Source organism: Rhodovarius sp. (assembly GCF_040399605.1).
Taxonomy (GTDB): Bacteria; Pseudomonadota; Alphaproteobacteria; order Acetobacterales; family Acetobacteraceae; genus Rhodovarius; species Rhodovarius crocodyli_A.
The window spans coordinates 1-26726 of the sequence record NZ_JBBARU010000021.1 but is presented as its reverse complement, the minus strand read 5'-3'; the positions used below and the strand labels follow the sequence as shown (position 1 = coordinate 26726).

At 68.5% G+C, this 26726-nt stretch carries 25 protein-coding genes; 11 read left to right on the top strand and 14 right to left on the bottom strand.

Annotated elements, in window-relative coordinates; translation table 11 throughout:
* Entirely contained in the window at nucleotides 1-1158 is a 1158-nt protein-coding gene (locus ABWP84_RS08050; protein ID WP_353211500.1) for a TMEM43 family protein, read from the top strand.
* Here ABWP84_RS08050 and ABWP84_RS08045 read toward each other — a convergent pair.
* The 14 genes from ABWP84_RS08045 to ABWP84_RS07980 form a co-directional block, all read right to left on the bottom strand.
* Entirely contained in the window at nucleotides 1115-2257 is a 1143-nt protein-coding gene (locus ABWP84_RS08045; protein ID WP_353211499.1) for an acyltransferase, read from the bottom strand. The genes ABWP84_RS08050 and ABWP84_RS08045 overlap by 44 nt on opposite strands.
* 103 nt (nucleotides 2258-2360) lie before the next feature.
* Nucleotides 2361-3563 carry a threonine ammonia-lyase gene (locus tag ABWP84_RS08040; protein WP_353211498.1) on the bottom strand — a complete coding sequence of 401 codons (1203 nt, stop codon included), beginning with the start codon at nucleotides 3561-3563 and terminating at the stop codon, nucleotides 2361-2363.
* A gap of 11 nt (nucleotides 3564-3574) precedes the next feature.
* Nucleotides 3575-4048, bottom strand: coding sequence for a transcription elongation factor GreA (greA, locus tag ABWP84_RS08035; RefSeq protein ID WP_353211497.1), 474 nt, complete (start codon nucleotides 4046-4048; stop codon nucleotides 3575-3577).
* Between the two features lie 124 nt (nucleotides 4049-4172).
* The gene (carB, locus tag ABWP84_RS08030) at nucleotides 4173-7418 is read right to left on the bottom strand and encodes a carbamoyl-phosphate synthase large subunit (RefSeq protein WP_353211496.1); all 3246 of its coding nucleotides are present in this window, start codon (nucleotides 7416-7418) and stop codon (nucleotides 4173-4175) included.
* A 5-nt stretch (nucleotides 7419-7423) separates the two neighbouring features.
* Complete coding sequence (locus ABWP84_RS08025; RefSeq protein WP_353211495.1) at nucleotides 7424-7678, bottom strand: hypothetical protein; 255 nt, start codon at nucleotides 7676-7678, stop codon at nucleotides 7424-7426.
* Entirely contained in the window at nucleotides 7678-7935 is a 258-nt protein-coding gene (locus ABWP84_RS08020) for a hypothetical protein (RefSeq protein ID WP_353211494.1), read from the bottom strand. The genes ABWP84_RS08025 and ABWP84_RS08020 overlap by 1 nt, the downstream gene beginning before the upstream one ends.
* Nucleotides 7932-8561, bottom strand: coding sequence for a LysE family translocator (locus ABWP84_RS08015; RefSeq protein ID WP_353211493.1), 630 nt, complete (start codon nucleotides 8559-8561; stop codon nucleotides 7932-7934). The genes ABWP84_RS08020 and ABWP84_RS08015 overlap by 4 nt, the downstream gene beginning before the upstream one ends.
* Nucleotides 8561-9310 carry an SDR family oxidoreductase gene (locus ABWP84_RS08010; protein ID WP_353211492.1) on the bottom strand — a complete coding sequence of 250 codons (750 nt, stop codon included), beginning with the start codon at nucleotides 9308-9310 and terminating at the stop codon, nucleotides 8561-8563. Before ABWP84_RS08010 ends, ABWP84_RS08015 begins: the two co-directional genes overlap by 1 nt.
* On the bottom strand, nucleotides 9303-10673 hold the full coding sequence (gene carA, locus ABWP84_RS08005) for a glutamine-hydrolyzing carbamoyl-phosphate synthase small subunit (protein WP_353211491.1): 1371 nt from the start codon (nucleotides 10671-10673) through the stop codon (nucleotides 9303-9305). The genes ABWP84_RS08010 and carA overlap by 8 nt, the downstream gene beginning before the upstream one ends.
* 237 nt (nucleotides 10674-10910) lie before the next feature.
* Nucleotides 10911-11576, bottom strand: a complete 666-nt coding sequence (locus ABWP84_RS08000; protein WP_353211490.1) for an ankyrin repeat domain-containing protein — start codon at nucleotides 11574-11576, stop codon at nucleotides 10911-10913.
* A gap of 9 nt (nucleotides 11577-11585) precedes the next feature.
* Nucleotides 11586-13661, bottom strand: a complete 2076-nt coding sequence (locus ABWP84_RS07995; protein WP_353211516.1) for a hypothetical protein — start codon at nucleotides 13659-13661, stop codon at nucleotides 11586-11588.
* Nucleotides 13661-16339, bottom strand: coding sequence for a DUF4159 domain-containing protein (locus tag ABWP84_RS07990; RefSeq protein ID WP_353211489.1), 2679 nt, complete (start codon nucleotides 16337-16339; stop codon nucleotides 13661-13663). Before ABWP84_RS07990 ends, ABWP84_RS07995 begins: the two co-directional genes overlap by 1 nt.
* Nucleotides 16336-17190 carry a DUF58 domain-containing protein gene (locus tag ABWP84_RS07985; RefSeq protein ID WP_353211488.1) on the bottom strand — a complete coding sequence of 285 codons (855 nt, stop codon included), beginning with the start codon at nucleotides 17188-17190 and terminating at the stop codon, nucleotides 16336-16338. The genes ABWP84_RS07990 and ABWP84_RS07985 overlap by 4 nt, the downstream gene beginning before the upstream one ends.
* Nucleotides 17183-18184, bottom strand: coding sequence for an AAA family ATPase (locus tag ABWP84_RS07980; RefSeq protein ID WP_408904254.1), 1002 nt, complete (start codon nucleotides 18182-18184; stop codon nucleotides 17183-17185). Before ABWP84_RS07980 ends, ABWP84_RS07985 begins: the two co-directional genes overlap by 8 nt.
* A gap of 70 nt (nucleotides 18185-18254) precedes the next feature.
* Here ABWP84_RS07980 and ABWP84_RS07975 point away from each other — a divergent pair, with 70 nt between their 5' ends.
* From ABWP84_RS07975 to ABWP84_RS07930, 10 genes are all read left to right on the top strand, one after another.
* The gene (locus ABWP84_RS07975) at nucleotides 18255-18848 is read left to right on the top strand and encodes a DUF1285 domain-containing protein (RefSeq protein ID WP_353211487.1); all 594 of its coding nucleotides are present in this window, start codon (nucleotides 18255-18257) and stop codon (nucleotides 18846-18848) included.
* Entirely contained in the window at nucleotides 18849-19439 is a 591-nt protein-coding gene (locus tag ABWP84_RS07970) for a CoA pyrophosphatase (RefSeq protein ID WP_353211486.1), read from the top strand.
* 44 nt (nucleotides 19440-19483) lie between these two features.
* Nucleotides 19484-19720: a hypothetical protein gene (locus ABWP84_RS07965; protein ID WP_353211485.1), complete on the top strand. Its 237-nt coding sequence runs from the start codon at nucleotides 19484-19486 to the stop codon at nucleotides 19718-19720.
* Nucleotides 19717-20925, top strand: coding sequence for a CCA tRNA nucleotidyltransferase (locus ABWP84_RS07960; protein ID WP_353211484.1), 1209 nt, complete (start codon nucleotides 19717-19719; stop codon nucleotides 20923-20925). The genes ABWP84_RS07965 and ABWP84_RS07960 overlap by 4 nt, the downstream gene beginning before the upstream one ends.
* Nucleotides 20922-22676, top strand: a complete 1755-nt coding sequence (locus tag ABWP84_RS07955) for an ABC transporter ATP-binding protein (protein ID WP_353211483.1) — start codon at nucleotides 20922-20924, stop codon at nucleotides 22674-22676. Before ABWP84_RS07960 ends, ABWP84_RS07955 begins: the two co-directional genes overlap by 4 nt.
* Nucleotides 22677-22726: 50 nt before the next feature.
* Nucleotides 22727-23686: a tripartite tricarboxylate transporter substrate binding protein gene (locus ABWP84_RS07950; protein ID WP_353211482.1), complete on the top strand. Its 960-nt coding sequence runs from the start codon at nucleotides 22727-22729 to the stop codon at nucleotides 23684-23686.
* 331 nt (nucleotides 23687-24017) lie between these two features.
* Complete coding sequence (locus tag ABWP84_RS07945; protein ID WP_353211481.1) at nucleotides 24018-24329, top strand: 2Fe-2S iron-sulfur cluster-binding protein; 312 nt, start codon at nucleotides 24018-24020, stop codon at nucleotides 24327-24329.
* Between the two features lie 35 nt (nucleotides 24330-24364).
* Nucleotides 24365-24823, top strand: a complete 459-nt coding sequence (locus tag ABWP84_RS07940; protein WP_353211480.1) for a tyrosine-protein phosphatase — start codon at nucleotides 24365-24367, stop codon at nucleotides 24821-24823.
* 16 nt (nucleotides 24824-24839) lie between these two features.
* Nucleotides 24840-25808 carry an agmatinase gene (gene speB, locus ABWP84_RS07935; RefSeq protein ID WP_353211479.1) on the top strand — a complete coding sequence of 323 codons (969 nt, stop codon included), beginning with the start codon at nucleotides 24840-24842 and terminating at the stop codon, nucleotides 25806-25808.
* Nucleotides 25809-25888: 80 nt separating this feature from the next.
* On the top strand, nucleotides 25889-26726 hold an 838-nt coding region (locus ABWP84_RS07930), incomplete at its 3' end, for a tripartite tricarboxylate transporter substrate binding protein (protein WP_353211478.1).

Genomic DNA, 26726 nt, shown 5'->3' with positions numbered 1-26726 from the left:
ATGATCGACAGCAGTGACGGCGGCGAGATCAGCGAGGTTTTTACCGAGACCACGCAGCAATCTTTTACCGAGACCACGCAGCAATCCTGGTTCTCGCGCATTGGTGGCGCGCTGACGGGGCTGGTAATTGGGCTGCTCCTCATGCCGGCCGGCGGGGTTTTGCTGTTCTGGAATGAGGGCCGCGCGGTGCAGACCGCCCGCAGCCTGACCGAGGGTGCGGGGGTTGTTGTCTCCGTCGCCACTGATCGCATTGACCCTGCGCGCGAGGGCCGTCTGGTTCATGTGGCGGGCACGCTCACCATCCCCAGCCCACCGCAGGATGCGGAGCTAAAAGTCACGGCCCCCGCCGGGGCGCTTCGGCTGTTCCGCCGGGTGGAGATGTATCAGTGGCTGGAGGAAAGCCGCAGCGAGACCCGCAATCGCCTCGGCGGCGGCACCGAGACGGTGACGACCTATTCCTATAGCCGTGGCTGGCGGGAGGGGCGCGTTGATAGCGCCCGCTTCCATCAGCCCGAGGGGCATCAGAATCCGCAGCCGCGCTGGGTATCGCGCAGTTGGAATGCCGAGAATGCCCGCCTGGGTGCCTTCCGGCTGGAGGCGCCGCAGATCAATGAGGTTGATGCAGAGCAGGATATCGACCAACCCACGCGCTTTATTGGCCAGGATGCCAATGCGCCGCGGGTGGGGGATTTGCGGGTGAGTTGGCGGATGGCCAGGCCCGAAAGCCTATCCATCGTGGCGGCGCAGACCGGGGATGGCTTTGGCCCCTATGCCACCCGCGCCGGCGATGCGCTGATGATGGTGCAGACCGGCAGGATGCCCGCCGCAGCGATGTTCGCCGCCGCCGAAGACGATAATGCGATCCTGACTTGGGCGCTTCGCCTGGCGGGGGGGCTGGTGATTTTCTTTGCCTTTTGGCTGCTTTTCGCGCCGTTGAAGGTGCTGGCCGATATCATTCCGCCGCTGGGTTGGCTGGTGGGTTTTGGCACCGGGGTGCTGGCAGCGATGCTGACCTTGGTGGTGGCGCCGGTGATCATCGCCATCGCCTGGCTGACCTTTCGGCCGCTGCTGGCGGGGGCGGTCATCCTGGTTGGCCTCGCGCTGGCCTTTGGCATCAGCCGGTTGCGGCGTGGCCGGGTGGTGGCTGCCCCGGCCTGAGGTGGTTCGTCCCCCCGACCGGGGCAGCCTGCGCCGGCCGACGAAATGGCGCGAAGGCGGCGGTGAACAGCCGCACCCAGGGCTGCTTGCGCCGCTCGGTCACCGCCGCGATGGCCAGCAGCAGGGGGAAACCCAGCGCCAGCAGCAGCGGCCCGGACCAAGGCCCGGGCGGCGTGGGCAGCACCGCCGCGAGGAAGCGGCTGAGTGGCATGTGGAAAAGATAGATGGTGAAGGTGCTGCCAGCCAGCCAGCGCAGCGGCCGGGCGATGGCGCTCAGCGGCGCCTCCAGCCAGGCTGCCAGGCTGTGGCAGCCCAGAAGATGCATGCCGAAGGCGAGCGCGATGACGCTATCATGCAAGATATTGGAATCGCGCAGAAGCCAGGCCAGGCGGTCGAGCATGAAGGCCTCGCCGGGCACGGGGTGGTTCACCGCCAGGAAGAAGATCACCGGTCCCAGCAGGAAGAGGCCCAGCCCCAGGCCCTGGGAAAGCCGCAGCCGCTGGGTTAGCCCATGCAGCCCGACTCCGGCGAACCAGAGCAGCGAATACAGCGCGATCTGCGGCCCGCAGACCAGCAGCGTGGCCAACACCGCCGCCACCCGCTGCCAGCCGCGCAGAAACAGGATCATGCCGAAGAGGACGTAATACCAAAACTCGAAATTCAGCGACCAATACGGCCCATTCGAGCCCGCCCCAACATCAATATACCAAAGCTGGTTGAGGAAGAGGAGCGCGCCGAGGAAGGGCTGCGGCGCGAAGGGCGGATAGAAGGCCGGTGCGATGGCGCGGCCCAGCATGTCCAGCACCAGGGTCGCCAGCAGCGCCGGCAGCGCCACCGAGTAGAGCCGCGCCAGCCTGGCGGTGGCATAGGCCTCGGGCGTGGTCGGCCGCGCAGCGGTGGCATGGGCGATGACGAAGCCCGAGAGCACGAAGAAGATGATCACCGCCTCATCGATGCAGGCGGAGAGGCCACTGAACGTGGCGGAAAAGCCCGGGCTGACAAAGGAGGGCTCACTCGCCAGGGCCAGATGGCCGAGATAGACCACCATCGCCGCGGTGAAACGCACGGCGTCGAGATAAAGCGACAGGGCGGGTTTCATCGGGGGTGACCCGCTGGGGTCTGGGGTCGGGCGGGCACGCTGTCAGGGGCGATCATGGTCACAGAATGGCGGGCCATTGCGGCAATCAGGAGGCACCGCCGCCCTATCCCCGCCGCACCACGTAGTCCCCAGCTTCCAGCGCCGCCACCAGAGCATCGCCCTGCGCCCGGTCGCGCACCTCGATCATCAGCAGCAGCTCGGTGCTCTGTGCTGTCGGCGCGCCGAACAACTGCTGGTGCTGCACCTCGATGACGTTGCCGCCCAAGGCGCTGACGCGCTTGGCGATATCGGCCAGGACACCCGGCCGGTCGGGAATGTCGAAGCGCAGGCGCAGGATGCGGCCATCGCGCAGCAATTGCCGCAGGAGCACATTCGAGAGCGTCCGCGCATCGATGTTGCCGCCGCAAACCGTCGTGCCGACGATGCGGCCGGCGAAGCGCTCGGGGTAGGCCAGCACCGCCGCCAGGCCAGCCGCGCCCGCGCCCTCCGCCACCACCTTGGCACCCTCGGCCAGCAGGGCGATGGCCTGCTCGACCATCAGCTCGGACACCACGAGAACCTCGCAGCCCAGGGCGCGGATCATGGCGAGCGGCGTCTCGCCAACATCGCGAACGGCTATGCCCTCGGCCACCGTCGGGCCTCCGACGCTGACCGGCTTGCCCGCCAGGCGCTGCGCCATGGCCGGGTAGCCCTCGACCTCCACGCCGAAGACGGGCATGCCCGGGCGGAGTTCGGCGGCCGCCGTGGCGCAGCCGGCCAGCAGCCCGCCGCCGCCCACGGGCAGGATCAGGGTGTCGATCTGCGGCACATCTTCCAGCAATTCCAACGCCAGCGTGCCCTGGCCGGCGATGACGCCCACATCATCATAGGGGTGCAGGAAGACATAGCCCTCGCGCAGCGCCAGTTCATGGGCATGCGCCGCCGCCTCGGCCAGCGTGTCGCCATGCAGCACCACATTGGCACCGAAATTCTCGGTGCGCACAACCTTGGTCGAGGGTGTGAAGCGCGGCATCACGATGGTTGATTTGATTTGCGCCAGCGTCGCATGCCGCGCCACCGCCTGGGCGTGGTTGCCGGCCGACATGGCGATGACGCCGGCGGCCCGTTCGCGCGCGTTCAGCGTGGCAATGCGGTTGGCGGCACCGCGTTCTTTGAACGCGCCGGTGGCCTGCAGGTTATCAAGCTTGAGGAAAACCCGCGTGCCGCATTCGGCATTGACCGAGGGCGATTCGATCGTGGGCGTGTGCCGCACGACGCCCTGGATGCGCGCCGCCGCCGCCCGCACCTCGGCGAGCGACAATTGCATCTTGGTCGCACTCACCGGAATGCGACGGCGGTGATCTCATAGGCGCGCGCACCGCCAGGGGCGGGCACTTCAACACTATCGCCCACCTTCTTGCCGATCAGCGCCTTGGCGAGGGGCGAGGAGATGGAAATCGAGCCATCCTTCATATCGGCCTCATATTGGCCGACGATGCGATAGGTCTTCTCCTGCTCGGTCTCCTCATCCAGCACGGTGACCTTGGCACCAAAGCGCACCTGATTGCCGGAGAGCTTAGCGATGTCGATCACTTCCGAGGAGGGAATGATCGTCTCCAGCTCGGCGATGCGGCCCTCGATGAAGGATTGCCGCTCGCGCGCCGCGTGATATTCGGCGTTCTCGGAAAGATCGCCATGGGCGCGGGCCTCGGCAATGGCGCGAATCACCGCCGGGCGTTCCTGCGAGCGCAGGTGCTTCAGCTCCTCTTCGAGTCTCGCCAGGCCCTCCGCGGTCATCGGAAACTTCTGCACGGCAACACCATCCTTCATTCAAACACGAGCAGCCCCAAATGCGGGCAGGCCGGCCCACCATGGGCCTAGCCTGCGCGACTTGGGGGGAAGAGCAGGGGAAGGCAGCTTGGCAGCCCTGCGGTGCTCAGAACAAGGCTTTAGAGTAGGATTGGAGGGGCGCGACATCAAGGGTTCCGGCGCGAAGTGCCGCAATTGCGTGCACTGCGGCCCTGGCACCGGCCAGAGTGGTGTAATGCGGCACGCCATGGGTGAGGGCGGAACGGCGGATATCGAAGCTGTCGGCCAGGCTCTGGCCGCCCTGGGCGGTGTTGATCACCAGCTGCACGCCGCCGGATTTGATGCTGTCCACGCAATGCGGGCGGCCTTCCAGCACCTTGTTCACCTGCTCACAGGCGATGCCGGCCTCACGCAGCCGGGAGGCGGTGCCGCGGGTGGCCAATAGGGCAAAGCCCATATCGGTCAGGCGCCGGGCCAGGGTGATGGCGGCCTGCTTGTCGGAATTCTTGACGCTGAGGAAGGCGGTGCCAGTTTCCGGCAGGATGACGCCGGCGCCGAGCTGGGCCTTGAGGAAGGCACGCTCGAAGGAGAGGTCGAGGCCCATGACCTCGCCCGTGCTCTTCATTTCCGGGCCCAGGATCACATCCACATTGGGGAAACGGTTGAAAGGGAAGACCGCCTCTTTCACAGCCACGTGGCGCGGCACGGCATCATCATCGAGTTTGAACTCGCTGAGCAGGGCGCCGGCCATGACGCGAGCACCGATCTTGGCCACCGGCACGCCCGTGGCCTTGGCGACGAAGGGCACGGTGCGGCTGGCACGCGGGTTCACCTCCAGCACGAAGATTTCATTGTCCTTCACCGCGTATTGCACATTCATCAGGCCCTGAACCTTCAGGGCGCGGGCCATGGCCTCGGTCTCGGCCCGCAATTCGGTGACGATGGCGGGCGGCAATGAATAGGGCGGCAGCGAGCAGGCGCTGTCACCCGAATGGATGCCCGCCTCCTCGATATGTTCCATCACGCCCGCGACATAGACTTGGCCCTCGCGGTCACAAATGCAATCGACATCCACCTCGATGGCATCGGCGAGGTATTGGTCGATGAGGATGGGGTTTTCGCCCGAGACCTTCACGGCTTCGGCGCCGAAGCGGCGGAGTTGTTCGGCGGAATAGGCGATTTCCATGGCGCGGCCGCCCAGCACATAGCTGGGGCGGACGACGACGGGGTAGCCAATGCGCTCGGCCTCGACCAGCGCTTCCTCGATATTGCGCACGGTGCCGTTTTGCGGCTGGCCCAGGCCCAGGCCCTTGAGCAGCACCTGGAAGCGCTCGCGATCCTCGGCGATGTCGATGGCGTCGGCACTGGTGCCCAGGATGGGAATGCCGGCGCGTGACAGCGCCTGGGAGAGCTTGAGTGGTGTTTGGCCGCCATATTGCACGATGCAGCCCAGCAGGGTGCCGGCTTCCATCTCCTTGCGGATCAGCGCCAGCACATCCTCATGGAAGAGCGGTTCGAAATAGAGGCGATTGGCGGTCTCGGGGTCGGTGGAGACGGTTTCGGGATTGCAATTGACCATAATGGTCTCAATGCCGACTTCCTTGAGCGCATAGGCGGCATGAACGCAGCAATAATCGAACTCGATGCCCTGGCCGATGCGGTTCGGGCCACCGCCGAGGATGATGACCTTCTTGGCGTCAGTGGGCCGGCTTTCGCAGACCGGGGTGCCAAAGCCACCCTCATAGGTGGAGTACATATAGGGTGTATCGGAGGCGAATTCGGCGGCGCAGGTGTCGATGCGCTTATAGACCGGGTTCACGTCCAGTTTTTGGCGGGCGGCGAAGACAGCCTCCTCCTTCTGGCCGGTGATGTGGGCGAGTTGGCGGTCCGAAAAGCCGAGCGCCTTGATGGCGCGCATGGCATGGGCGGTGGTGGGCAGGCCGGTTTTGGCGATGGCGGCCTCGGCCTGGATGATTTTTTCTACCTCGCGCAGGAACCACGGGTCGAAACGGCAGGCTTGGGCGATTTCCTCGACGCTCAGCCCGGCGCGCAGCGCCTGGCCGGCCATGATGATACGGTCCGGCGTGGGGGTGGCGAGGGCAGCGATGAAGGCCTGCTTGCTGCCATCGCCGGGGGCGGGGATGGGGTCGAGGCCGGAGAAACCCGTCTCCAGGCTGCGCAGGCCCTTTTGCAGCGCCTCGGCGAAGGAACGGCCGATGGACATCGCCTCGCCCACGCTCTTCATGCTGGTGGTGAGATAGGCGGGGGTGCCGGGGAATTTTTCGAAGGTGAAGCGGGGGATTTTCACCACGACGTAGTCGATGGTCGGCTCGAAGCTCGCCGGGGTGACCATGGTGATGTCGTTTTTCAGCTCATCCAGCGTATAGCCCACGGCCAGCTTGGCGGCGATTTTCGCGATGGGGAAACCGGTGGCCTTGGAGGCGAGCGCTGAGGAGCGGGAGACGCGCGGGTTCATCTCGATGATGACCATGCGGCCATCCTTGGGGTTGATGCCGAATTGGACATTGGAGCCGCCAGTGTCCACGCCGATTTCGCGCAGGCAGGCGATGGAGGCATCGCGCATGCGCTGGTATTCGCGGTCGGTCAGGGTCAGCGCCGGGGCGATGGTCACGCTGTCGCCGGTGTGCACGCCCATCGCGTCGAGGTTTTCGATCGAGCAGATGATGATGCAATTGTCGTTGCGGTCGCGCACGACCTCCATCTCGAATTCTTTCCAGCCCAGCACACTTTCCTCGACCAGCACCTCATTGGTCATGGAGGCATCGAGGCCGGCGGTGATGATCTGCTCGAATTCTTCGGTGTTGTAGGCGATGCCGCCGCCGGTGCCGCCGAGGGTGAAGGAGGGGCGGATGACGCAGGGCAGGCCCACGATCTTCAGCGCCGCGCGGGCTTCGTCCATCGTATGGGCGATTTCGGATTTGGGGCTTTCGATGCCGATCTTGGTCATCGCATTGCGGAATTTCTGCCGGTCTTCGGCCTTGTCGATGACGTCGGCGCGGGCGCCGATGAGTTCGCAGCCGTATTTCGTCAGCACGCCCGCGGCGTCGAGTTTGAGCGCGGTGTTCAGCGCGGTTTGGCCGCCCATGGTGGGGAGCAGCGCGTCCGGGCGCTCCTTGGCGATGATTTTTTCGACGATCTCGGGGGTGATGGGCTCGATATAGGTGGCATCCGCGAGGCCGGGATCGGTCATGATCGTGGCCGGGTTGGAATTGACCAGGATGACGCGGTAGCCCTCGGACCGCAGCGCCTTGCAGGCCTGGGCGCCGGAATAGTCGAATTCACAGGCCTGGCCAATGACGATCGGGCCGGCGCCGATGATGAGGATGGATTTGATGTCGGTGCGCTTGGGCATGGGAATTATCCGCGGGTTCGGCTGGCCATCCAGAGCAGGATGGGCAGGATGAGCATGTGGGGAATGGCCCAGAAGGCCAGGAACAGCGCCCTTTGGTCGGCAGGGGCGGCAAATAGGGTGGCGGCGTGCAGCGCGGCAGAGATGGCAAAGGCGGTGAGGGCGGCACGGCGTGGCGGCAGGCGCTTGCGCAGCGCGCCGGCCAGGGCGAAGAGCACGGTTGCCGAATAGGCCAGGGCGAAAAGGCCGAGGGCGATCTCCATCAGCCCCGCCGCCGCTCGCTCAGGCGGATGACCGCAAAGGCCACCGCATGGCTGCCCAGTACCACAATGGCCAATGGCCAGGGGTTTTCTGCCGGGAAAATTGCGGCGACCCACAGGGTGAGGCCCATCATGATGGCCGAGGCTGAGAGGGCGGGCAGCATGTCTCGCAAGGCGCGCCGCAGCGCCATTGTGGTGACGATGGCGACGAAGCTGGCGCCGAGCAGCACCGGCAGGATGAGGATGATATGCAGGATCATGCGCGGCTCGTCGTGGCGAGTTTGACGGCGAGCAGCGCCAGCGCCGCCCCCAGCACCCAGCGCTGCGCCGCGAGCCAAAGCGGGCGGGTGGCGAGGAAGCGCGAGACCCCACCAGAGCCCCAGACCAGCAGGGCATCGAAGGCGAGGCAGGTGATGATCTGGGTGGCGCCGAGGATCAGGCCCTGGGCGAGAACCGGCCCCGCAGGGTCGATAAAGGGCGGCAGAACAGCAACGTAAAACAGCGCCACCTTCGGATTGAGCGCGGCGGTGAGAAAACCCACGGCGAAAAGTTTTTGCGAGGGCTCGGGCGGCAAGGGCTGGGGGGCGAAGAGATCGCGGCCGCCGGGTTTAATGCTCTGCCAGGCGAGGAAGGCGAGGTAGGCGGCGCCACCCAGGCGGAGTGCGTCATAGGCATAGGGCACGGCGAAGAGGGCGGCGGTGATGCCGAGTGCCGCCAGCACCATGATGAAGAGCGAGCCGAATTGGCAGCCGATGAGCGAGACCATGCCCGCCCGGGTGCCCTGCGCCAGGGAACGGGTGACGATATAGAGCATGTTCGGCCCCGGCGTGGCGGCCAGGCCGAGGGAGAGGGCGGCGAAGATGGCGAGGGTTTCGGGGGAGGGCATCAGCCGACCGACGAAAACCCGCCATCCACCGGAATGGCCGTGCCCGTGACAAACGCCGCCGCATCGCTGGCCAGGAAGGCGGCGATGCCGGAAAGGTCCGAAGGCCTGCCCCAGCGGCCCATCGGCGTGCGGGCCAATTGCCGCTCATAGAGGCCGGGCACCACGGCGCGGGCGCCATCGGTCAATTCGGTCTCGATCCAGCCGGGCAGCACGGCATTGGCGGTGATGCCATCCATCGCCCAGGCCGTGGCCAGGCTTTTGGTGTATTGCACGATGGCGCCCTTGCTGGCGCCATAGGCTGGCGAGAAGGGCACGCCGAAGATGCTCAGAATGCTGCCGATATTGATAATCCGGCCATGGCCTGAGGCTTTTAGCGCGGGGTAGGCGGCGCGGGTCAACTGCATCACGGCCGTGAGGTTCAGCGAGAGCACGGAATGCCATTCGGCATCGGTGATCTCCTCTGGCCGCTTGCGGATATTGGCGCCGGCATTATTGACCAAAATGTCCAGTCGGCCGGTGTTTTCGAGGGTTTCGGCCAGCACCGATTCGGGGCGGCCGGCCTCGGTCAGATCGGCCGCGATGGCGATGCTGCCGGCGGGCAGAGCGGCCAGGGCGGCGGCGTTCTTCTCGGCCCGGCGGCCGGTGAAGACGATGCGCGCGCCGCAGGCGGCGAGCCCCTGCGCCATGCCCAGGCCGATGCCGCCATTGCCGCCGGTGATCAGCGCGACTCGGCCCGTCAGATCAAACACGGCGGGCCTCCATCATCGCGGAGAAGCGGCCGAAGAGGTAAAAACTGTCGGAGGGGCCGGGCGAGGCCTCGGGGTGGTATTGCACCGAGAAGGCTGGCCGGTCGTCGCAGGCGATGCCCTCGTTCGAGCCGTCGAAGAGGCTTTTATGGGTGACCCGCACGCCATGCGGCAGCGAGGCCTCATCCACCGCGAACCCATGGTTTTGCGCGGTGATTTCCACCCGGCCGGTGGAAAGATCCTGCACCGGCTGGTTGGCGCCGCGATGGCCGCGCGCCAGCTTGTAGGTCTTGGCGCCGAGTGCGAGGGCCAGCAATTGGTGGCCGAGGCAAATGCCGAAAATCGGCACGCCGGCGGCCAGCACCGCCTGAATGGCGGGCACGGCGTAGATGCCGGTGGCCGCCGGGTCCCCCGGTCCGTTGCTCAGAAAGACACCATCGGGGTTGTGGGCAAGGATTTCCTCGCCCGAGGCGGTGGCAGGCAGCACGGTGATGTCGCAGCCTGAGGCGGCCAGCGAGCGGAAGATATTGCGCTTGGCGCCGTAATCGAGGGCCACCACCTTGTGCCGCGCCGGGGGCGGGGCGGGGAAGCCGCCATCCCAGGCCCATACGCCGCCATTCCAGTGATAGCTCTGCGCGGTGGTGACCTCGCGGGCGAGGTCCATGCCCTCCAGCCCCGGCCAAGCGGCGGCCTGGGCGATGAGGGCGGGGATGTCGAAGGCGCCATTGGCGGGATAGGCCAGCACGCCATTGGGCGCGCCGCCATCGCGGATGCGCATGGTGATGGCGCGGGTATCCACGCCGGCGATGCCGGGCAGGTTGTGGCGCTTCAGCCAATCCTGCAGCCGGGCGGTGGCGCGGTAATTCGCCGGCTCGGTCACATCCTGCTTGACGATCAGGCCGCGGGCGGCGGGGTTGGCCGCCTCCTCATCCTCGGCATTGGTGCCGGTATTGCCGATATGGGGGAAGGTGAAGTTGATGATCTGCCCGGCATAGGAGGGGTCGGTCAGGGTTTCCTGATAGCCGGTCATGCCAGTGTTGAAGCAGATTTCGGCCACGGCGCTGCCATGGGCGCCGAAGCCGCGGCCCCAGAAGATGCTGCCATCGGCCAGGACCAGGGCGGCTGTCGCGCCGGCAGGCGCGCGGGTGCTGTCGGGTGTTTCGGGCATGGCTGTCTCCGTTTTGGCATCGGCGCCTGGCAGGTCGCTCAGGGAGAGGCCGGTGGCGGCCAGTATTCCGGCCCAATGTTTGGATGGGATGGCGCTGTTCTGGCGCCATTTCCGCAGCGCCTCCGTGCCCAGGCCCAGGCGAGAGGCGGCGGTTTCGGGGCCACCCAGAAGGGCTATGATGTCTTCGACACTGCGCATGAGAGGGCTATGCGGGAAAGTTTTTCCCAAAGCAAGCGATCTTATCGCTTGGGAAATTCTTTCCCAAGGGGCGGGGTGGTTACCCGAGCCTGGGGCCATTTCACCGGGGGCAAAGCCGCAAGGCTTGGAAATGGCCTCGGGGGCTACTGGAGAACGCTGATGGCGGAGGGAAAGAAAGAGCGAAAGGGCTTTGCCCCTCGATCTCATTCTCCATCGCTGTCGTTTTTCAGCGGCCTGCTAACCCGGGGCGCGTTGCCGACGCGCCTCGCCACGGCTGCGCGATTCATGCGGATGGCTGGCGGTGGCACCCGCGGCGCGGCCGGCGTCAAAGCCCAGGAAGCCCATTTGCGGCTGCGCCGCGCCGCCATCATTGGCAAAGAGCCGGGCGGTGCGCGCCGGTGCCGGGTCGCGCACCGGGGCGGTGGCGGCGGGTGCGGTGGGGCTGGGCCGGGGCTCGCGCTGGGCGGCGCGGTTGCGCGCTGGCGGCGGCGGGGTATTGCCCTCGGGCGCGGCGGCGGAACCGGCGGAGCCGCGCAGGGAGAGCAGGTAGAAGATCATGTCCGGCCGGCCCTGATCCACGGCCGAATCCACCGCCGTCAGCCCCAGCGCGTTGCGGGCATTGGTGTCCGCCCCGCGCGCCACCGCCTCGCGCGCCGTGGGCACATCGCCGCGCGAGATCGCATCGAATAGTGCATCATTGGGGTTCATCGAGGAGGGGATGGTCGTCGGCGGAATGACCTGGCTGGGCCTGGCGGTGAGCCCGGGCAGGCCGGCGGGCCTATCTTGTGCGCGCGGCGCCTCGGGCGGGCGCATCGCCGGATTATTGGCGCCCATGCGGCCCTGCGCCATGGCGGCGGCGGGCAGAAGAAGGGAGAGGGTGATAAGGGCGGGAAGGATGCGCATGGGGTGGTTCTAACGCGCCTCCCGCCGCCATGCCAGCAGGGCGAGGCCGAGAAGCAGCGGCAGTGCCAGCCAGGGCGGCAGCAGCGGCAGGGCTGAGATGCCGGTCACAGAGTGGTCGGCATTGCGCCGCAGGCCAATCCAGCCGGCAGCACCCGCCCCCGCCATGTCACGCCCAGCCGTCACCCGGCGCAATTCGGGCAGCCGGCTGCCATCACCCAGCCAGCGGATGGCCCCGCCATTGGCTTGCAGCAGCGCCGCCATCCGCTCGGGCGAGGCGCGCAAATCCGCCAGTTCCGCGGGGTTGGCCGGCACTGCGGCGGCATAGGCCTGGCGGCGGCCATCGCTGGCCTGCCACATCCCCGCCGCCATGGCCTCCGCTTCGGCCGTGGCGCGGCCACCGCTGCTGGGTGCCAGGGGCAGGCGCTGGGTGGAACCATCGGGCGCGGTGATCACGATCTCAGGCGGCGGGCCGGGGGCGAGGCTGCGGCGGACCACCTGCAGCCGGCCGGCTTCGATTCGCGCGGTGAGATCCTCCTCCTCCAATTCAGGCTCGCGCATCAGCCAATGCGCCATGCGGCGGAGAAGCTCCTGCTGCGGGCCACCGCCCTCATGGCCGCGCGCCCAGAGCCAGATATGGTCGCTCAGCAGCAGGGCGACACGGCCCTGCCCCACCCGGTCAAGCTGCAGCAGCGGCGCGCCCTCGGGGGCTTCCATCACCGTGGTGCCGCCGCGCGCCTCGCTGCGCAGGTAGCGGTACCAGCGGCCCCATTCGGGCTCCGGGCCGGGTTGCAGCCCATCGGTCACCGGGTGGCGGCGGCCGGCATCGGAGATTCGCGGGCGGAAGGGGGTTTCCTGAATGGCATTCGGCGGCGCCACCGGCCGGGCCGGCAGCACGGCTGCCAGCGGGGTATTGGCCAGGCTGGCGGGGCCGGAGAATTCCGGCCCCACACTGACCAGCAGCGCGCCGCCAGCGCGGACGAATTCGGCAATGTTGCGCATATAGGCCGGCGGCAGAATGCCGCGATTGGCGAAGCGGTCGAAGACGATGAGGTCGAATTCGCGCAGCTTCACCTGGAATAATTCGCGCACCGGGAAGGCGATGAGCGCCAATTCATTCAGCGGCGTCAGGTCATCCTTTTCGGGTGGGCGGAGGATGGTGAAGTGCACCAGATCCACGCCCGGATCGGCCTTGAGCAGCCGCCGCCAGGTGCGCTCACCCGCATGCGGCTCGCCGCTGACCAGCAGAACCCGCAACCGGTCACGCACGCCATTGATGGTGATGACGGCGCGGTTATTGGCCGCTGACACCTCTCCAGCGCGCGGCTCGGCCAGCAATTCGAGCACGGTGGGGCCGCCGCGTTCGATGGGCACCGCGATGCGGTGCTCGCGCCCCACCGGCACTGCTTCCTCGGTGGCGGCGGCACCGTCGCGCCGGATGGTCAGCCGCGCCGTGCCAGGGGCGTTGTCGAGGCCCAGATCATCCACCGCCACGCGCAATTCCACCGTGCGGCCGACAATGCCAAAGCCCGGCGCCTCGATCACCCGCAGCCGCCGATCCATCTCGCCCGGGCGGCCGGGCAGCAGGAGGTGGAAGGGCGCATCGAGCGGCGGGGTGGGGGGCACGTCATGCACCTGGCCATCGGTGAGGGCGAGCACCCCGGCGAGGTGCGCGCGCGGGGTCTCGGCCAGGGCGCGTTCCAGCGCGGTGAAGAGCCTGGTGCCCTGGTTGCCGCCCTCGGGCACTTCCACCACGCGCAATTCGAGATTGTCGAGCCGGCCAAGCCGGGCCTCCAGGGTTTGGCGCGCGGCGGCCATGGCGGCGGCGCGGCCGGGGACGAGTTGCGTGCTGTCCGAGGCATCGACCACCAGCAGGGCGATATCGGGGCGGAGTTCGCGGGTTTCTTCCACCAGCCGGGGATTGGCCAGGGCGAGGAGCAGCGCGGCAAAGGCGGCGGCGCGCCACCAGATGCCGCGTGCCCGGCGTAAAAAACCAGGCAGCAACGCCAGCGCCGAAAGCCCGGCCGCTGCCGCCAGCAGCCAGAGTGGGATGATGGGCGCGACATCGAGGGTGGTGAATTGCTGCATCACTGGCCCAGCCGCTCCAGGATGGCGGGCACATGGACCTGGTCACCCTTATAATTGCCGGTGAGGGCGTAGATCACCAGATTCACCCCAAAGCGATAGGCCAGGATGCGTTGCCTTGTGCCGCCGGGGATGGCGGCATGCAGGTTCTGGCCGCGGGCATCCACAGCCCAGGCGCCGGCCCAGTCATGCCCGCCGATGATGACGGGGGAGACGCTGTCATTCGCCCGGTCCTGGTCCCGCGCCGCCCAGACCTGGCCGCCAGCGAAGCGGCCGGGCAATTCGTGGAGCAGGTAGAAGGCCCGGCGCAGCACGTGATCCTCCGCAACCGGCGCCAGGGCGGGGATGGCCAGCCCCTGGGTGATGCGGCGCAGGGCGGCGCGTGAGCCGGGGGAAAACCCCTCGCCCGAGCCCTCGTCACGGGTGTCGAAGAGGATGATGCCGCCATTGCGCATGAAGGCGTTTAGGGCAGCCAAAGCCGCGGCGGAGGGCGGCGCTGCATTGGGCGAGATGGCCCAATAGAGCAGCGGGAACATCGCCAGATCACTCTCGCCCGGCACCACCGCCATGGGCTCGGCCAGGGCGGCGGCGGTGCGACGATTCACGAAATCCGACAGGCCGGCGAGGCCCTGGCGCTGCAATTCATCCAGCGCCTCATCACCGCTGACCACATAGGCGAGGCGGGTGGCGAGGGCGGGGGCGCCTTCAGGGGCGGTTTGCGCCTGGGCCGGCAGGGCCAGGGCCAGGGCCAAAGCCGCTGCGCGCCATACCAGCAGCCCGCGCAGGCGCAGCGAGACCAGCAAATCCGCCGCGAGCAGCACAAGCGCCACCGCCAGCAGCCACGGGCCGAGGTCGCGCTCGGTGGGCAGGCTCTCCAGCGACAGCAGGCGCGCATCCGGGGGCGCTGGGGCCAGGGGCTGTGGGTGGGACAATGCCGCACCCAGATTCAGGGCGCGGCGATAGGCGCTGTCGGCGCCGGGAATGCCGTACCAGCCCGGCGGGTGGCGGGGCGATGGGATGGTGCTCTCCAGCGCCGGCGCGGCGATGGCGGCGGCGGCCGGCGGCGGGGGTACAGCGCGGCCGAAACCATCGAGGCTTTCGACCGGCGCCAGCGCGGCCTCGCCCTCCGGCACGCCGGCCACGCCGGCGGAGAGGGCGACCACGCGGCGGAGCATCTGCACGAAAAGCCCCGAAAGCGGCAGGTTGGACCATTCCGCCGTGGCGGTGATGTGGAAGAGGATGATCCGGCCCTGGCCGCGTGTTTCGGCGGTGACCAGCGGCGTGCCGTCGGAGAGGCGGGCCCAGCTGCGCTCGGCGAGGCGCGGGCTGGGCTCGGCCAGGACCTGGCGCTCGATGGCGATCTCGGCCGGCACAATCAGGCCGGCAAAGGGCGAGGTATCGGCGAAACCGGCGAGGGATTGCGGCTGTTCCCAGGTGAGCCCGCCGCCAAGCGCGCGCTCGGCGCGCAATGGCACCGGCAGCAGCGCATCGGGCCTTTCGGCGACGCGTGAGCCGGCAAAGCGCAGCAGCGTGCCGCCGGCCTGGACCCATCGCGACAGCAATTGCTCCTCCCGCCCCGGCGCCACCGGGCGGTCGGCCAGCACCAGCACGGCGATGGGTCGGGCCAGCAGGGCATCGAGCGTGCCGCGGCGGATTTCAGCGAAGGGGGCCAGGGCACGGTCGAGATAGAAAAGATCGCCGATCAGCGGCGCATCGGCGCCCTCCTCGGCGCCGGGCAGCAGCCCGACGGGGCGGCGACGGAAGCGCTCATCCAGCAGCGCCACGGCGGCGGCCCCGGCCTCGTTCTCAATCTCCAGCCGCACCACCTGATTGCGGATTTCCAGCGGCAATTCGAGCGCGGCGGTGGCCTCGGTGGTGCCGGGCGCGAAGGCCAGCACGGCACGGGCCAGGGCGCGGCCATCGGCGGTGCGCGCCAGCACCGCGGCCTGGGAGGCGATGGGCAGCGGGGTTTGCCGCAGCGTGACATGCAGCCGGTCCGGCTCGGCGCGGGGGGCGGCCAGTATGCGGCGGGGGCGCTCCTGTGATCGCATCAGGCTCAGCGGGCCGGCGGCGGTGAGGGGGCCATGCAGGAGCGCGGCCTCCAGCCCATCGGTGATGTGCAGGCTGGTGAGCGGGCCGGGATGGGCGGCGCGCCACTCTGACAGCGCCTGGGCGGCGGCATGTGGATCGGTCGGCCAGGGTTTTGGCCGCAGCACCAGCAGCCTCGCGCGCAGATCTCCCGCCGGCATGGGCCCCAGCACGCGGGGGGGGGCGGCGGTTTCGGTGGAGGCGGTGGCGAGCAGGGCCGCGGGGCGGGCCTGCCGCGCCGCGCGGTCGAGTGCGGCGAGGCCGGCGGCCATGCGCGGTGCCCAATCTGGGGCCGCGGCCCAGCCATCATCCATCACCAGCAAGAGCGGCCCTGGGCCTTCGCTCTCCGCCCCCGGGCCCCAAACGGGGCGTGCGAGACCGAGGATCAGCAAGGCGGCGGCGGCCAGGCGCATCAGCAGCACCCACCAGGGGGTGCGGGCGGGGCTTTCCTCGGTCACTGGCAGGTCACGCAGCAATTCGATGGCCGGAAAGCTTTGCGCGCGCGGCTGCGGGGGCGTGACGCGGAGCAGCCAATAGAGAAGGGGCAGGCCGAGCAGCGCCAGCAGCAGCCAGGGTGCTGCGAAAACGATCATGCCGGGGCCAGGCCCTGCCACAGCGCCAAAAGTGCCGTCTCTGGCCGCGCATCGGTGCGGTGGGTGGAAAAGCTCCAGCCCAGCCCGCCGGCCATATCGGCCAAGCCCGCGCGCTGGGCTGCCAGCCGCGCGGCGTAGAGGTCACGCACCGCTTCCACCCGGGGCAGGATCGCCGGCAATTCACCCAGCAGCCCCTCGAAGCGGCGACGGCCGGCATAGGGCAGGCTTTCCTCGGCGGGGTCCATGATCTGCAGCAGGCGGCCGCTGAGCGGGCGCGCGGCAAGTTGCGCGGCGATGGCGCGGGTTTCCTCCAGCGGGCCGAGAAAATCGGAGAACATGACTATGCGGGCGTGGCGGGGGAGGGCATCGGCCGCACTGGGCAGGGCTTCGGGTGCGAGGGCGAGGGCTTCAGCCAAAGCGGGCAGCGCGCCGCGGCCTTGGAAACTCCGTGGCGGGCCGGGCAGCAGCCGCACCCGCTCGCCGCCACGCAGCAGCAGGACGGCGAGGGCCAGCAGCAACAGGGAGGCACGGTCCTTCTTGGTCACCTCGGCCAGATGGCTGCGCCATTGCATGCGCGGGCCGCCATCGCGCCAGAGCACCACGCTCTGCGCTGCCTCCCACTCGGTTTCGCGCAGATAGAGCCGCTCGGCCTTGGCGGATTGCCGCCAATCCACCCGGGCGGCGGCATCGCCGGCCAGGTAGGGGCGGAATTGCCAGAAACTATCGCCCATGCCCGCCCGCCTGCGGCCATGCACGCCCTGCATGACAGTGCTGGCCACGCGCTCGGCCTCCACCACCAGGGGCGGCAGATGGGCGCCGAGCGCCTCGGCGCGCAGGACGGCGCTAGGCAATGGAGGCTTTCAGCAGGGCGATCATTTCCCCCAGCTTCACCCCCTCGGCCCGGGCGGCGAAGCTGAGTGCCATGCGGTGGCGCAGCACCGGCTCGGCCAGGGCCAGCACATCCTCCACGCTGGGGGCGAGGCGGCCTTGCAGCAGCGCGCGGGCGCGGGTGGCGAGCATCAGCGCCTGGGCGGCGCGGGGGCCTGGGCCCCAGGCCAGATTCTTTTGAACCGCGGGCAATATTGCCGATTCGGGGCGGGCGCCACGCACGAGCTTTAATATGGCCTCCAGCACGGTCTCGGGCACTGGCATGCGCCTGATCAGGGCTTGCGCCGCGAGCAGTTCGGCGCCGGTCAGCACCGCTGCGGCTTTGGCCTCGGTGCCGCCGGTGGTGGCCAGCAGCATGGCACGCTCGGCCGCTTCATCGGGGTAGCCGACCTCGATTTCGAGCAGGAAGCGGTCAAGCTGCGCCTCGGGCAGCGGATAGGTGCCCTCCTGCTCGATGGGGTTTTGGGTGGCCAGCACGTGGAAGGGGCTGGGGAGGGCAAAGACCTCGCCGCCGATGGCCACCTTGTGCTCCTGCATCGCCTGCAGCAGCGCGGATTGGGTGCGGGGCGAGGCGCGATTGATTTCGTCAGCCATCAGCAACTGACAAAAAACCGGCCCCTTGATGAAGCGAAAGCTGCGCTTGCCATGAGCATCCTCCTCCAGCACCTCCGAGCCCAGGATATCGGCCGGCATCAGGTCGGGGGTGAACTGCACCCGGCGGGCATCGAGGCCGAGCACCGTGCCCAGCGTTTCCACCAGCTTGGTCTTGCCCAGGCCAGGCACGCCCACCAGCAGCACATGGCCGCCGGAGAGCAGGGTGATGGCGACCTGCTCGATCACCGCCTCCTGCCCGAAGATCACCCGGGCGATGGCGGCGCGGGTGCGGCCGAGCTTTTCGGCCAATTGTTCGGCCTCGGTGAGCCATTGTGTCGCTTCTATATCCAACACGTCTCCCATCCGGCGCGAAGCCTTCCTATATGACCCCTATGTGGGCAGTCGGACGGGAAGCTTAAGGGTGGCGGGGCCTTTGGACAAAGCACGGAATGCGGTGGGGCTGGACGGTGGCTTGCTGGGCGGGCTCGTCACAGGCGCGGCTGAGGGCGGCGCCGGCAGGGCGAAGCGAGATTGTGGCGATTTCGACATCCGCATCGCCCGCGATGGCTCCTGGCATTACAAGAACTCCCCCATCGGCCGGAAGGAGTTGGTCTGCCTCTTCGCCTCGGTGCTGCGGCGCGATGCGGATGGCGCCTATGTGCTGGAAACCCCGGTGGAGCGTGGGTTCATCATGGTGGAGGACGCGCCCTTCATCGCGGTGGAGTTGTTCTGGCGCAATGATGGCGGGCATCAGGTGCTCAGCTTTCGCACCAATCTCGATGAGATGGTGACGGCGGATGCCCAACATCCGATCCGCATTCAGCTTGACCCGATCTCACGCGAGCCGCGCCCCTATGTGATGGTGCGGCCGGGGCTTGAGGCGCGGATCAATCGCGCGGTGTTTTATGAATTGGTCGCCCTGGCTGAGGCTGAGAGCCTGGATGGGCGGCAGGTGCTGGGGGTGTGGAGCCAGGGCGTGTTCTTCCCCATCGATGATGTACCGCAGCATGAACTGGCCGCCGAATAGGTGACGCCGGAGCAACTTGCCCATCGCCTGGCGCGGCCGGGCTTTTTTGATGCCATGGGCCCCGGTTCGGCCGATGACGCGGCCGGTGTCAGCCAGGTGCCCTTGCGGCAGGCGGCGGTGCTGGTGCCGCTGGTGCTGCATCGCGCGCCGGCCATCCTGCTCACCCGCCGGGCTGCGCATCTGAGTGCTCATGCCGGCCAGGTCGCCTTTCCCGGTGGCAGGCTGGAGGCGGGCGAATCGCCGGAGGAGGCCGCCCTGCGCGAGGCCGAGGAGGAGGTGGGCCTGCCGCGGCACTGGCCCCGCCTCATCGGGCGCATGCCACGGCATCAGACCGGCGCGGGCTATATGGTCACTCCGGTGCTGGGGCTGCTGGAGCCCGGTTTTCCGATGATGCCCGACCCATCCGAGGTGGCGGAGGCCTTCGAATTCCCCCTCGCCACCCTGCTCGACCCCGCAGCACCGCGGCGCGAGAGCAAGGAATGGAAGGGGCGGATGCGGGAATACTGGGTCTGGCCGCATGACAGGCACTTCATCTGGGGCGCCACGGCGACCATCCTGGTCGCTCTGGCCCAGGCCTTGCGCGAAGGCTGATGGCCTGATGCGGCGAGATTGCCCTGCTTCCGGGCGGGTGATCCGTGCTCTACATAGGCGCCATGCCGCTCTTCATCGCAGCCCTCGCCTTTCTGCTGCCTTTGGCGGCGCTCTTCCTGTGGCGGCATCTGCGCCCCGGTGAGACCCCTTCGGGCTGGCTGGTGCTGGCCGCCGCCCTGGCGGTGGCGCTGGTGCTGGGCGGGGCGCTGCATTACGGGCTGAACCGCAGCATGGAACGCGGCGAGCGCTACGTGCCCGCCACGCTGACGCCCGAGCGGTGACGCCCGAATTCCTGCGCCATGGCACGCCGGCGGCGGTGCTGGCGGCATTGCCCGGTTCGCGGGCGGTGGGCGGTGCGGTGCGCGATTTTCTGTGCGAGCCGCCCAAGGCGATTCATGATGTGGATGTGGCGGTGGCGCTGCCGCCGCTGGAGGTGGCGCGGCGGCTGCGCGAGGCCGGGCTGAAAGTCTTCGAGACCGGCTTGCAGCATGGCACGGTGACCGCGGTGCTGGAGCGCCAGCCGGTGGAGGTGACCAGCCTGCGCCGCGATGTGGCCACCGATGGCCGGCATGCCGAGGTCGAATGGATCGGCGATTGGCGCGAGGATGCGGCGAGGCGCGACTTCACTATCAATGCCATGAGCATGGGCCTCGATGGCGTGCTGCATGATTACTTCGGCGGCATGGCGGATTTGCGGGCCGGATGCGTGCGCTTCGTGGGGGTGCCGGGGGCGAGGCTGGCGGAGGATTATCTGCGCGCCTTGCGGTTTTTTCGCTTCTGGGCCCGGTATGGCCGGGGCGCGCCGGATGGCGAGGCGGTGGCGGCGATCCGCGATGCGGTGCCGGGGCTGGCCAGGCTTTCGGTGGAGCGGGTGTGGATGGAGATCAAGCGGCTGCTGCAAGCGCCCGAGCCCCCGGATGCGCTGCGGCTGATGGAGCGGACGGGCGTGCTGGGGGCGGTGCTGCCGGAGGCATTGCCGGTGGATCTGGCACCGCTGGACCTGCTGGTGGCGCGCGCGGCGCCGGTGGATGCGCTGCTGCGGCTGGCGGCATTGCTGCCAGCGGGGGCGGATCATGTCGCACTCGGCCAGCGGCTGAAATTGTCCAGCGCGGAGGTGCTGCGCCTGGCGCATATCCTCGATCAATCCGCGATGCTGCCGCCCGGTGCCAGCGAGGCAGAATTGTTGATCTGGCGGGCGCTCAGCCGCTTCGGCATGCCCCCCGATGCGCATTTGCCGCTCTGGCTGGCCGATGCGCGTGATGGGCTGGACCGTGCGGCGGAGCGCGCCGCGATCCATGGCCCCCCGCCGGTCTTTCCGCTGCAGGGCCGCGATGCGCTGGCGCTGGGCGTGCCGCCGGGGCCGGATCTCGGCCGGCTGCTGGGCGCCGTTGAGGCATGGTGGCTGCGGGAAGCCGCCACCCGCGCCAGCCGTGCAGACTGCCTGGAGAAACTGCGCGAATACGCGAAACGGAACACCGCCCCATGACATCGGCCAAGAACATCACCGGCACGCTGCCGCTCCTGGCGCGGCTGTGGCGCGAATTGCTCTCGCCGCTGCGGCGCCGCATTGCCACCGCCGCCCTCTGCACCTTGGGGCTGGCCGGCATCACCGCGCTCTACCCCATTGTCATCCAGCAGGCGTTTGACCGGTTTCAGCGTGGCGATGAGACGCTGATCTGGGTGCTGCCGCCCACCATTATCGTGGTGACGGCGCTGCGCGGCGGCTTTCTCTATGCCCAGCAATATGTGCTGCAGGGCACCGTGCTGCGGGCGCTGGAGGCTTTGCAGAACAAGCTGTTCATCGCCCTCACCCGCGCTGATCTGGCCACTGCCACGGCGCTGGCCCCGGCCCGCCAGGCGGCGCGCTTCACCACCGATGCCACCGCCATTCGCGATGCGCTGTTCAAATCCCTCGGCGGGCTGGGCGATGTGCTGACCATTCTGGGCCTGGTTGGCTCCATGCTTTGGCTTGATTGGCAATTGGCGCTGGGCGCGGCGCTGCTCTACCCGATTGCCGCCGTGCCGATCATCCGCCTGGGCAAGCGCATCCGCCGCGCCAGTGCGGGCATGCAGGACCGGGTGGGCGAGACCGCGGCGCTGCTGACCGAGAGTTTTTCCGCCGCCCGCGTGGTGCGCGCCTATCGGCTGGAAGCCTCCGAGGAGGGCCGTGCCGGCGCCGCCTTTTTGGGCTTGCGCGAATCCCTGTTCCATATTGCCACCAGCCGTGCGCGGGTCGATCCGGTGCTGGAGGTGCTGGGGGGGCTGACAGTGGCCGCGGTGCTGGGTTTTGTCGGCTGGCGGGTGTCCAATGGGCTGGGCACGGTGGGCGAGTTTACCGGCTTTGTTGCCGCCCTGCTCATTGCCTCGCGCCCGGTGCGGGCGCTGGGCTCGCTCAATGCCACCTTGCAGGAAGGGTTGGCGGGGCTGGCGCGGGTTTTCGCCGTGCTGGATACGCCGCGCCTCGTGGTCGATGCGGCGGATGCGAAGCCACTGCCGGCCGGGCATGGGCGGATCGAGTTCCGCGACGTGACCTTCGCCTATGGCCAGGGCGAGGAGGCGGCGCTGACCGGCCTCTCGCTGACCGCCGAACCGGGGCAGACCGTGGCGCTGGTGGGCCCTTCGGGGGCGGGGAAATCCACCGCCATCACCTTGCTGCCCCGGCTGCATGATGTGACCGGGGGGGCGGTGCTGCTCGATGGCGTGGATGTCCGCGGGTTGCAGATCGCGGGGCTGCGCGATGCCATTGCCTATGTCGGCCAGGAGAGCCTGATTTTCGACGACACCGCCCTGGCCAATATCGCCTGTGGCCGGCCGGGTGCCACCCAGGAAGAGGTGGAGGATGCCGCCCGCGCCGCGGCGGCGCATGATTTCATCACTGCCCTGCCGGCCGGCTATGCCACGCCGCTGGGGCCGGGCGGTGGGCGGCTTTCGGGCGGGCAGCGGCAGCGGATTTCGCTGGCGCGCGCCCTGCTGCGCAACCCGCGCGTGCTGCTGCTTGATGAGGCGACCTCGGCGCTTGATGCCGAAAATGAGGTGTTGGTGCAGCAGGCCATCGCCCGGCTGCGGCAGGGCCGCACCTCGCTGGTCATCGCGCATCGGCTTTCCACCGTGAAGGATGCTGACCTGATCGTGGTGATGGAAGCGGGGCGGGCGTTGGAACAGGGCAATCATGCCGCGCTGATGGCGCAGGATGGGCTCTATGCCCGTCTGGTCCGCGCCCAGGCGTTTTCCGGGTAGCGCTGACCGGCCGGGCGGGCCAACATCCTGCCAAAGACTGGAGGAATCCCATGCCAACTCGCCGCGCCATGCTGGCCGCGCCCTGCATTGCCCTGTCTGCCGCCGCCCCCAAGCCGGGGCAGGCGCAGGCCCGGCCGGTGACCATCACCGTGCCCTTCCCGCCCGGCGGCTCCACCGATGTCACCGCCAGGGTGCTGGCCGAACGCATGGCCGCACCTTTGGGCCTGCCGGTGCAGGTGGAGAACCGGCCTGGGGCGGCGACGGTGATCGGTGCCGATTACGTCGCCCGCAGCGCGCCGGATGGGCATACTGTGCTCATCGCCTCGGGCAGCACGCTGACCATCAACCCGCATATCGTGCGCAATCTCTCCTATCGGGTGGAGGATTTTTCGCCGGTCACCTTGGTTTCCACCCTGCCCTTCGCCATTGTGGCGCGGCCGGATGGGCCGGCGGATCTGCCTGCGCTGATGGCCCGCGCGGCGGCGCGGCCCGGCACCATCACCTATGGCACCAATGGGCCTTCCAGCTTCAACAACATTGCCATGCTGTTGGTGAATGAAGCCTTCTCGGTGCGGATGCAGGATGTGACCTATCGGGGGGATTCCGCCCAGGTGGCGGATTTGCTGGGCGGGCGGCTAGACCTGCTGGTGGTGGGCGGTGCCACCGGCCTGGCGCTGCACCGCGGAGGCACCGGCCGCATTCTGGCCTGGACCGGCGAGAGGCGGATGCCGGGCAATGAGGAGGTGCCGCTGGTGGCCGATTTCAAGCCCGATGTGGTGGCGCAGACCTGGTTTGGCCTGCTGGTGCCGGCGCGCAGCCCGGCGGGGATGATCGAGCGGATTTCCCAGGCCGCGGTGCAGGTCATCCGCGGCGATGATTTTCGCGGGCGGATGCTGAATGAGGGGATGTTCGCCGCCGGCTCCACGCCGGCGGAATTCGGCCATTTTCTGACCAGGGAGAGCAATCGGTGGGGGCCGCTGCTGCGCCGGTTGGAGCTTCAGGCCGGGTAGGTGGGCGGGCTTCCCCGCCGCCACCAATTGGTTCGGCTTTTCGCTGCCGGCCGGCGTGGCGGGCGAGATCGTGGCGCGCTGGGATCGCGAACTGGCCGCGCTGCTGACCGATGCGGGGGTAGTGTAGCGCTTCACCGCCATTGGCGTGCGCCCGGGCCGACTGGGGCCGGTGGAATACACCGCCCTGGTGCGGGGCGAGTTGGAGCGCTGGCAGGCGGTGATTCAGGCCGGCAATATCACAGCAGATTGACCCGATTTCGTGACGAAGCCGCATCGTTCTTGACGAAGACCCGCCGGGCGCGATTTCATGGGCCTAGCAATGAGGAAGCCCATGCCACGTGTAATATTTTCCCTGCCCGATGGTTCCCGCCGGGATGTGGAGGGCGAGGAGGGGCTGACGGCGATGCATGCGGCGCTGGCGGCCAAGGTGCCGGGCATCGAGGCTGATTGCTATGGCGACTGCGCCTGCGCCACCTGCCATGTCTATGTGGATGCGGCCTGGGGCGAAAGGCTGGCCGCACCCAATGTGGAGGAGCGCAGCATGTTGGCCGAGGCGGAGCATCGGCGGCCCGAATCCCGCCTAGCCTGCCAAATCCCGGTCTCGGCCGAAACCGATGGCATTGTCGTGCGGATTCCGGCCTGAGCCCGCTGCTGCGCCCGCTTCCCCTGCCGGAGGGGGTGGCGGGCAGGCTTTGGCTCTCGGCCATGCCGGGGCGCGGGGCTGCGATGGCGCAATGGCTGGCGGCGATGCAAGAGGCGGGCATTGGCCATGTGCTGTGCCTGAACGGCGCGGCCGAAATCGCCCAGAAATCCCCCGCCTATGCGACGCTGCTGCAAAGCGGTGCCGCGCCTTGGCAGGTGCATGCCCATCCGGTGGAGGATTTTTCCGTGCCCGATGATCTGGGCGCTTTTGCCGCATGGCTTGGCCTGCAGGCGGCGCGGCTGCGGGCGGGGGAGACACTGCTGCTGCATTGCGGTGCGGGGATTGGCCGCACCGGGATGACGGCGCTGGGCCTGCTCGGCGCCCTGGGGATGGCCCCGGCCGAGGCGGCGGCACGGGTTTACGCTGCCGGATCTCACCCGGAGACCGAGGCGCAGCGCGATGCCGTGGCCACGCTGGTTGGCGCGCGGACATAGGGCTAGGATTTCCCCCATGACAAACCCGATGCCGCCCGATGGGCTGACCATGCCCCGCTTTGCCGGGCCCGTGACCTTTATGCGCCTGCCGCAGCGCGAGAGCGCCGAGGGGCTGGATATCGCCATCATCGGCATTCCCTTCGATGGCGGCACCACCAATCGCCCCGGCACGCGGCATGGCCCACGGGAGTTGCGCGCCAGTTCCACCCTGATGCGCCGGGTCAATCCGGTGACCGGCGTGGCGCCCTATGAGCTTTGCGCGGTGGCGGATCTGGGCGATGTCACCACCAATCCGGTGAATGTGCTGGAGACGCTGCAATTGATCACCGCGCAGGTGGCCGATATCCGCGCTGGCGGCGCATGGACGTTGGTGGCGGGCGGCGATCATTTGATCTCGCTGCCCATCCTGCGCGGGATTATGCGCGCAAGGCCGGCGCTGGCACCGCTCGGCATGGTGCATTTCGATGCGCATTCCGACACCAATGACAGCTATTTCGGCGGCAATCGCTTCACCCATGGCACGCCCTTCCGCCGCGCCATCGAGGAGGGGCTGCTCGACCCCAAGCGGAGCGTGCAGATCGGCATCCGCGGCTCGCTCTACGCCATGGATGATATGGATTGGGCCCGGGCGCAGGGTGTGCGGATCATCACCATTGAGGAATGCGAAAGGCTGGGCCCCGATGCGGTGGTGGCCGAGGCGCGGCGGGTGGTGGGCATGGGGCCGACTTATCTCAGCTTTGATATCGACAGCCTGGACCCAGCCTTCGCGCCCGGCACCGGCACGCCCGAGGTGGGGGGGCTGACCCCGCGTGAGGCGATTCGCATGCTGCGCGGGCTGGAGGGGTTGCGCATTCTGGGTGCTGATGTGGTTGAGGTCTCGCCGCCCTTTGATGTGGGCAATGCCACGGCTTTGGCCGGTGCAACGATGATGTTCGAGATTCTCTGCCTGTTGGCGCGTGCGCGGGCAGAAACGGCGGGCAGTTAAAATTTAACCGTTTCGAACGCTTGCCCGGCGAGCGCGGGTGCGAAAATATGCGATCGAACATTTTTCGGAAGCCTTGCCCCATGCGTCTGTTGCCCGTTCTTGCCCTGCTGGCCCTGCTCGCCCCTGCGGCGCGGGCGCAGGCGCCCATCACCATTGTGGTGAATTTCGCTGCTGGCGGCTCGGCCGACCGGATGGCGCGGCTGCTGGCGCCGGAGTTGGGCGAGGCGCTGGGCACCCAGGTGGTGGTGAAGACCACGACGGGCGCGGCGGGCGCGATTGGCGCGGCCGAGGTGGCGCGCGCCCGGCCCGATGGCACCACCCTGCTGCTGACCACCACCGGCCCGATGGGGGTGCAGCCGCATTTCCGCAGCGACCTGCCCTATCGCGTGGCTGATTTCGCGCCCCTCTGCCAGTTGGGCGATGCGCCGGTGATGGTGATGTCCGCCCCCGGCAGCACGGTGCGTGATGCGGCCAGCCTGGTGGCGCGCGCCCGGGCGGCACGCGGCGGCTTCAATTACGGCTCGGTCGGGCCGGGTTCGATACCGCATATCGTGATGGTGGCGCTCGCCCGGCAGAATAATCTGGACATGACGCATGTGCCCTTCCGGGGCAGCGCCGAGGCGATCATCGCCCTGCTGCGCCAGGATGTTGAAGTCTATGCCGATCTGCCCGGCGCGCTGCGGGTGAACAACCTCCAAGCCGTGGGCGTGATGGCCGAGGCGCGGACGGCTGAATTCCCCGATACCCCCACCATGCGCGAGCAGGGCTATGATCTGGTTTATTCGATCTGGGCGGGGCTTTTCGCGCCGGCCAATACGCCTGCCGCCTTCATGGAACGCGCCGAGGCCGCCTGCCAGCGCGCGCTGCGCGCGCCCTCGGTGGTGGAGGGTTTCGAGCGGCTCTCCACCCCCATCACCT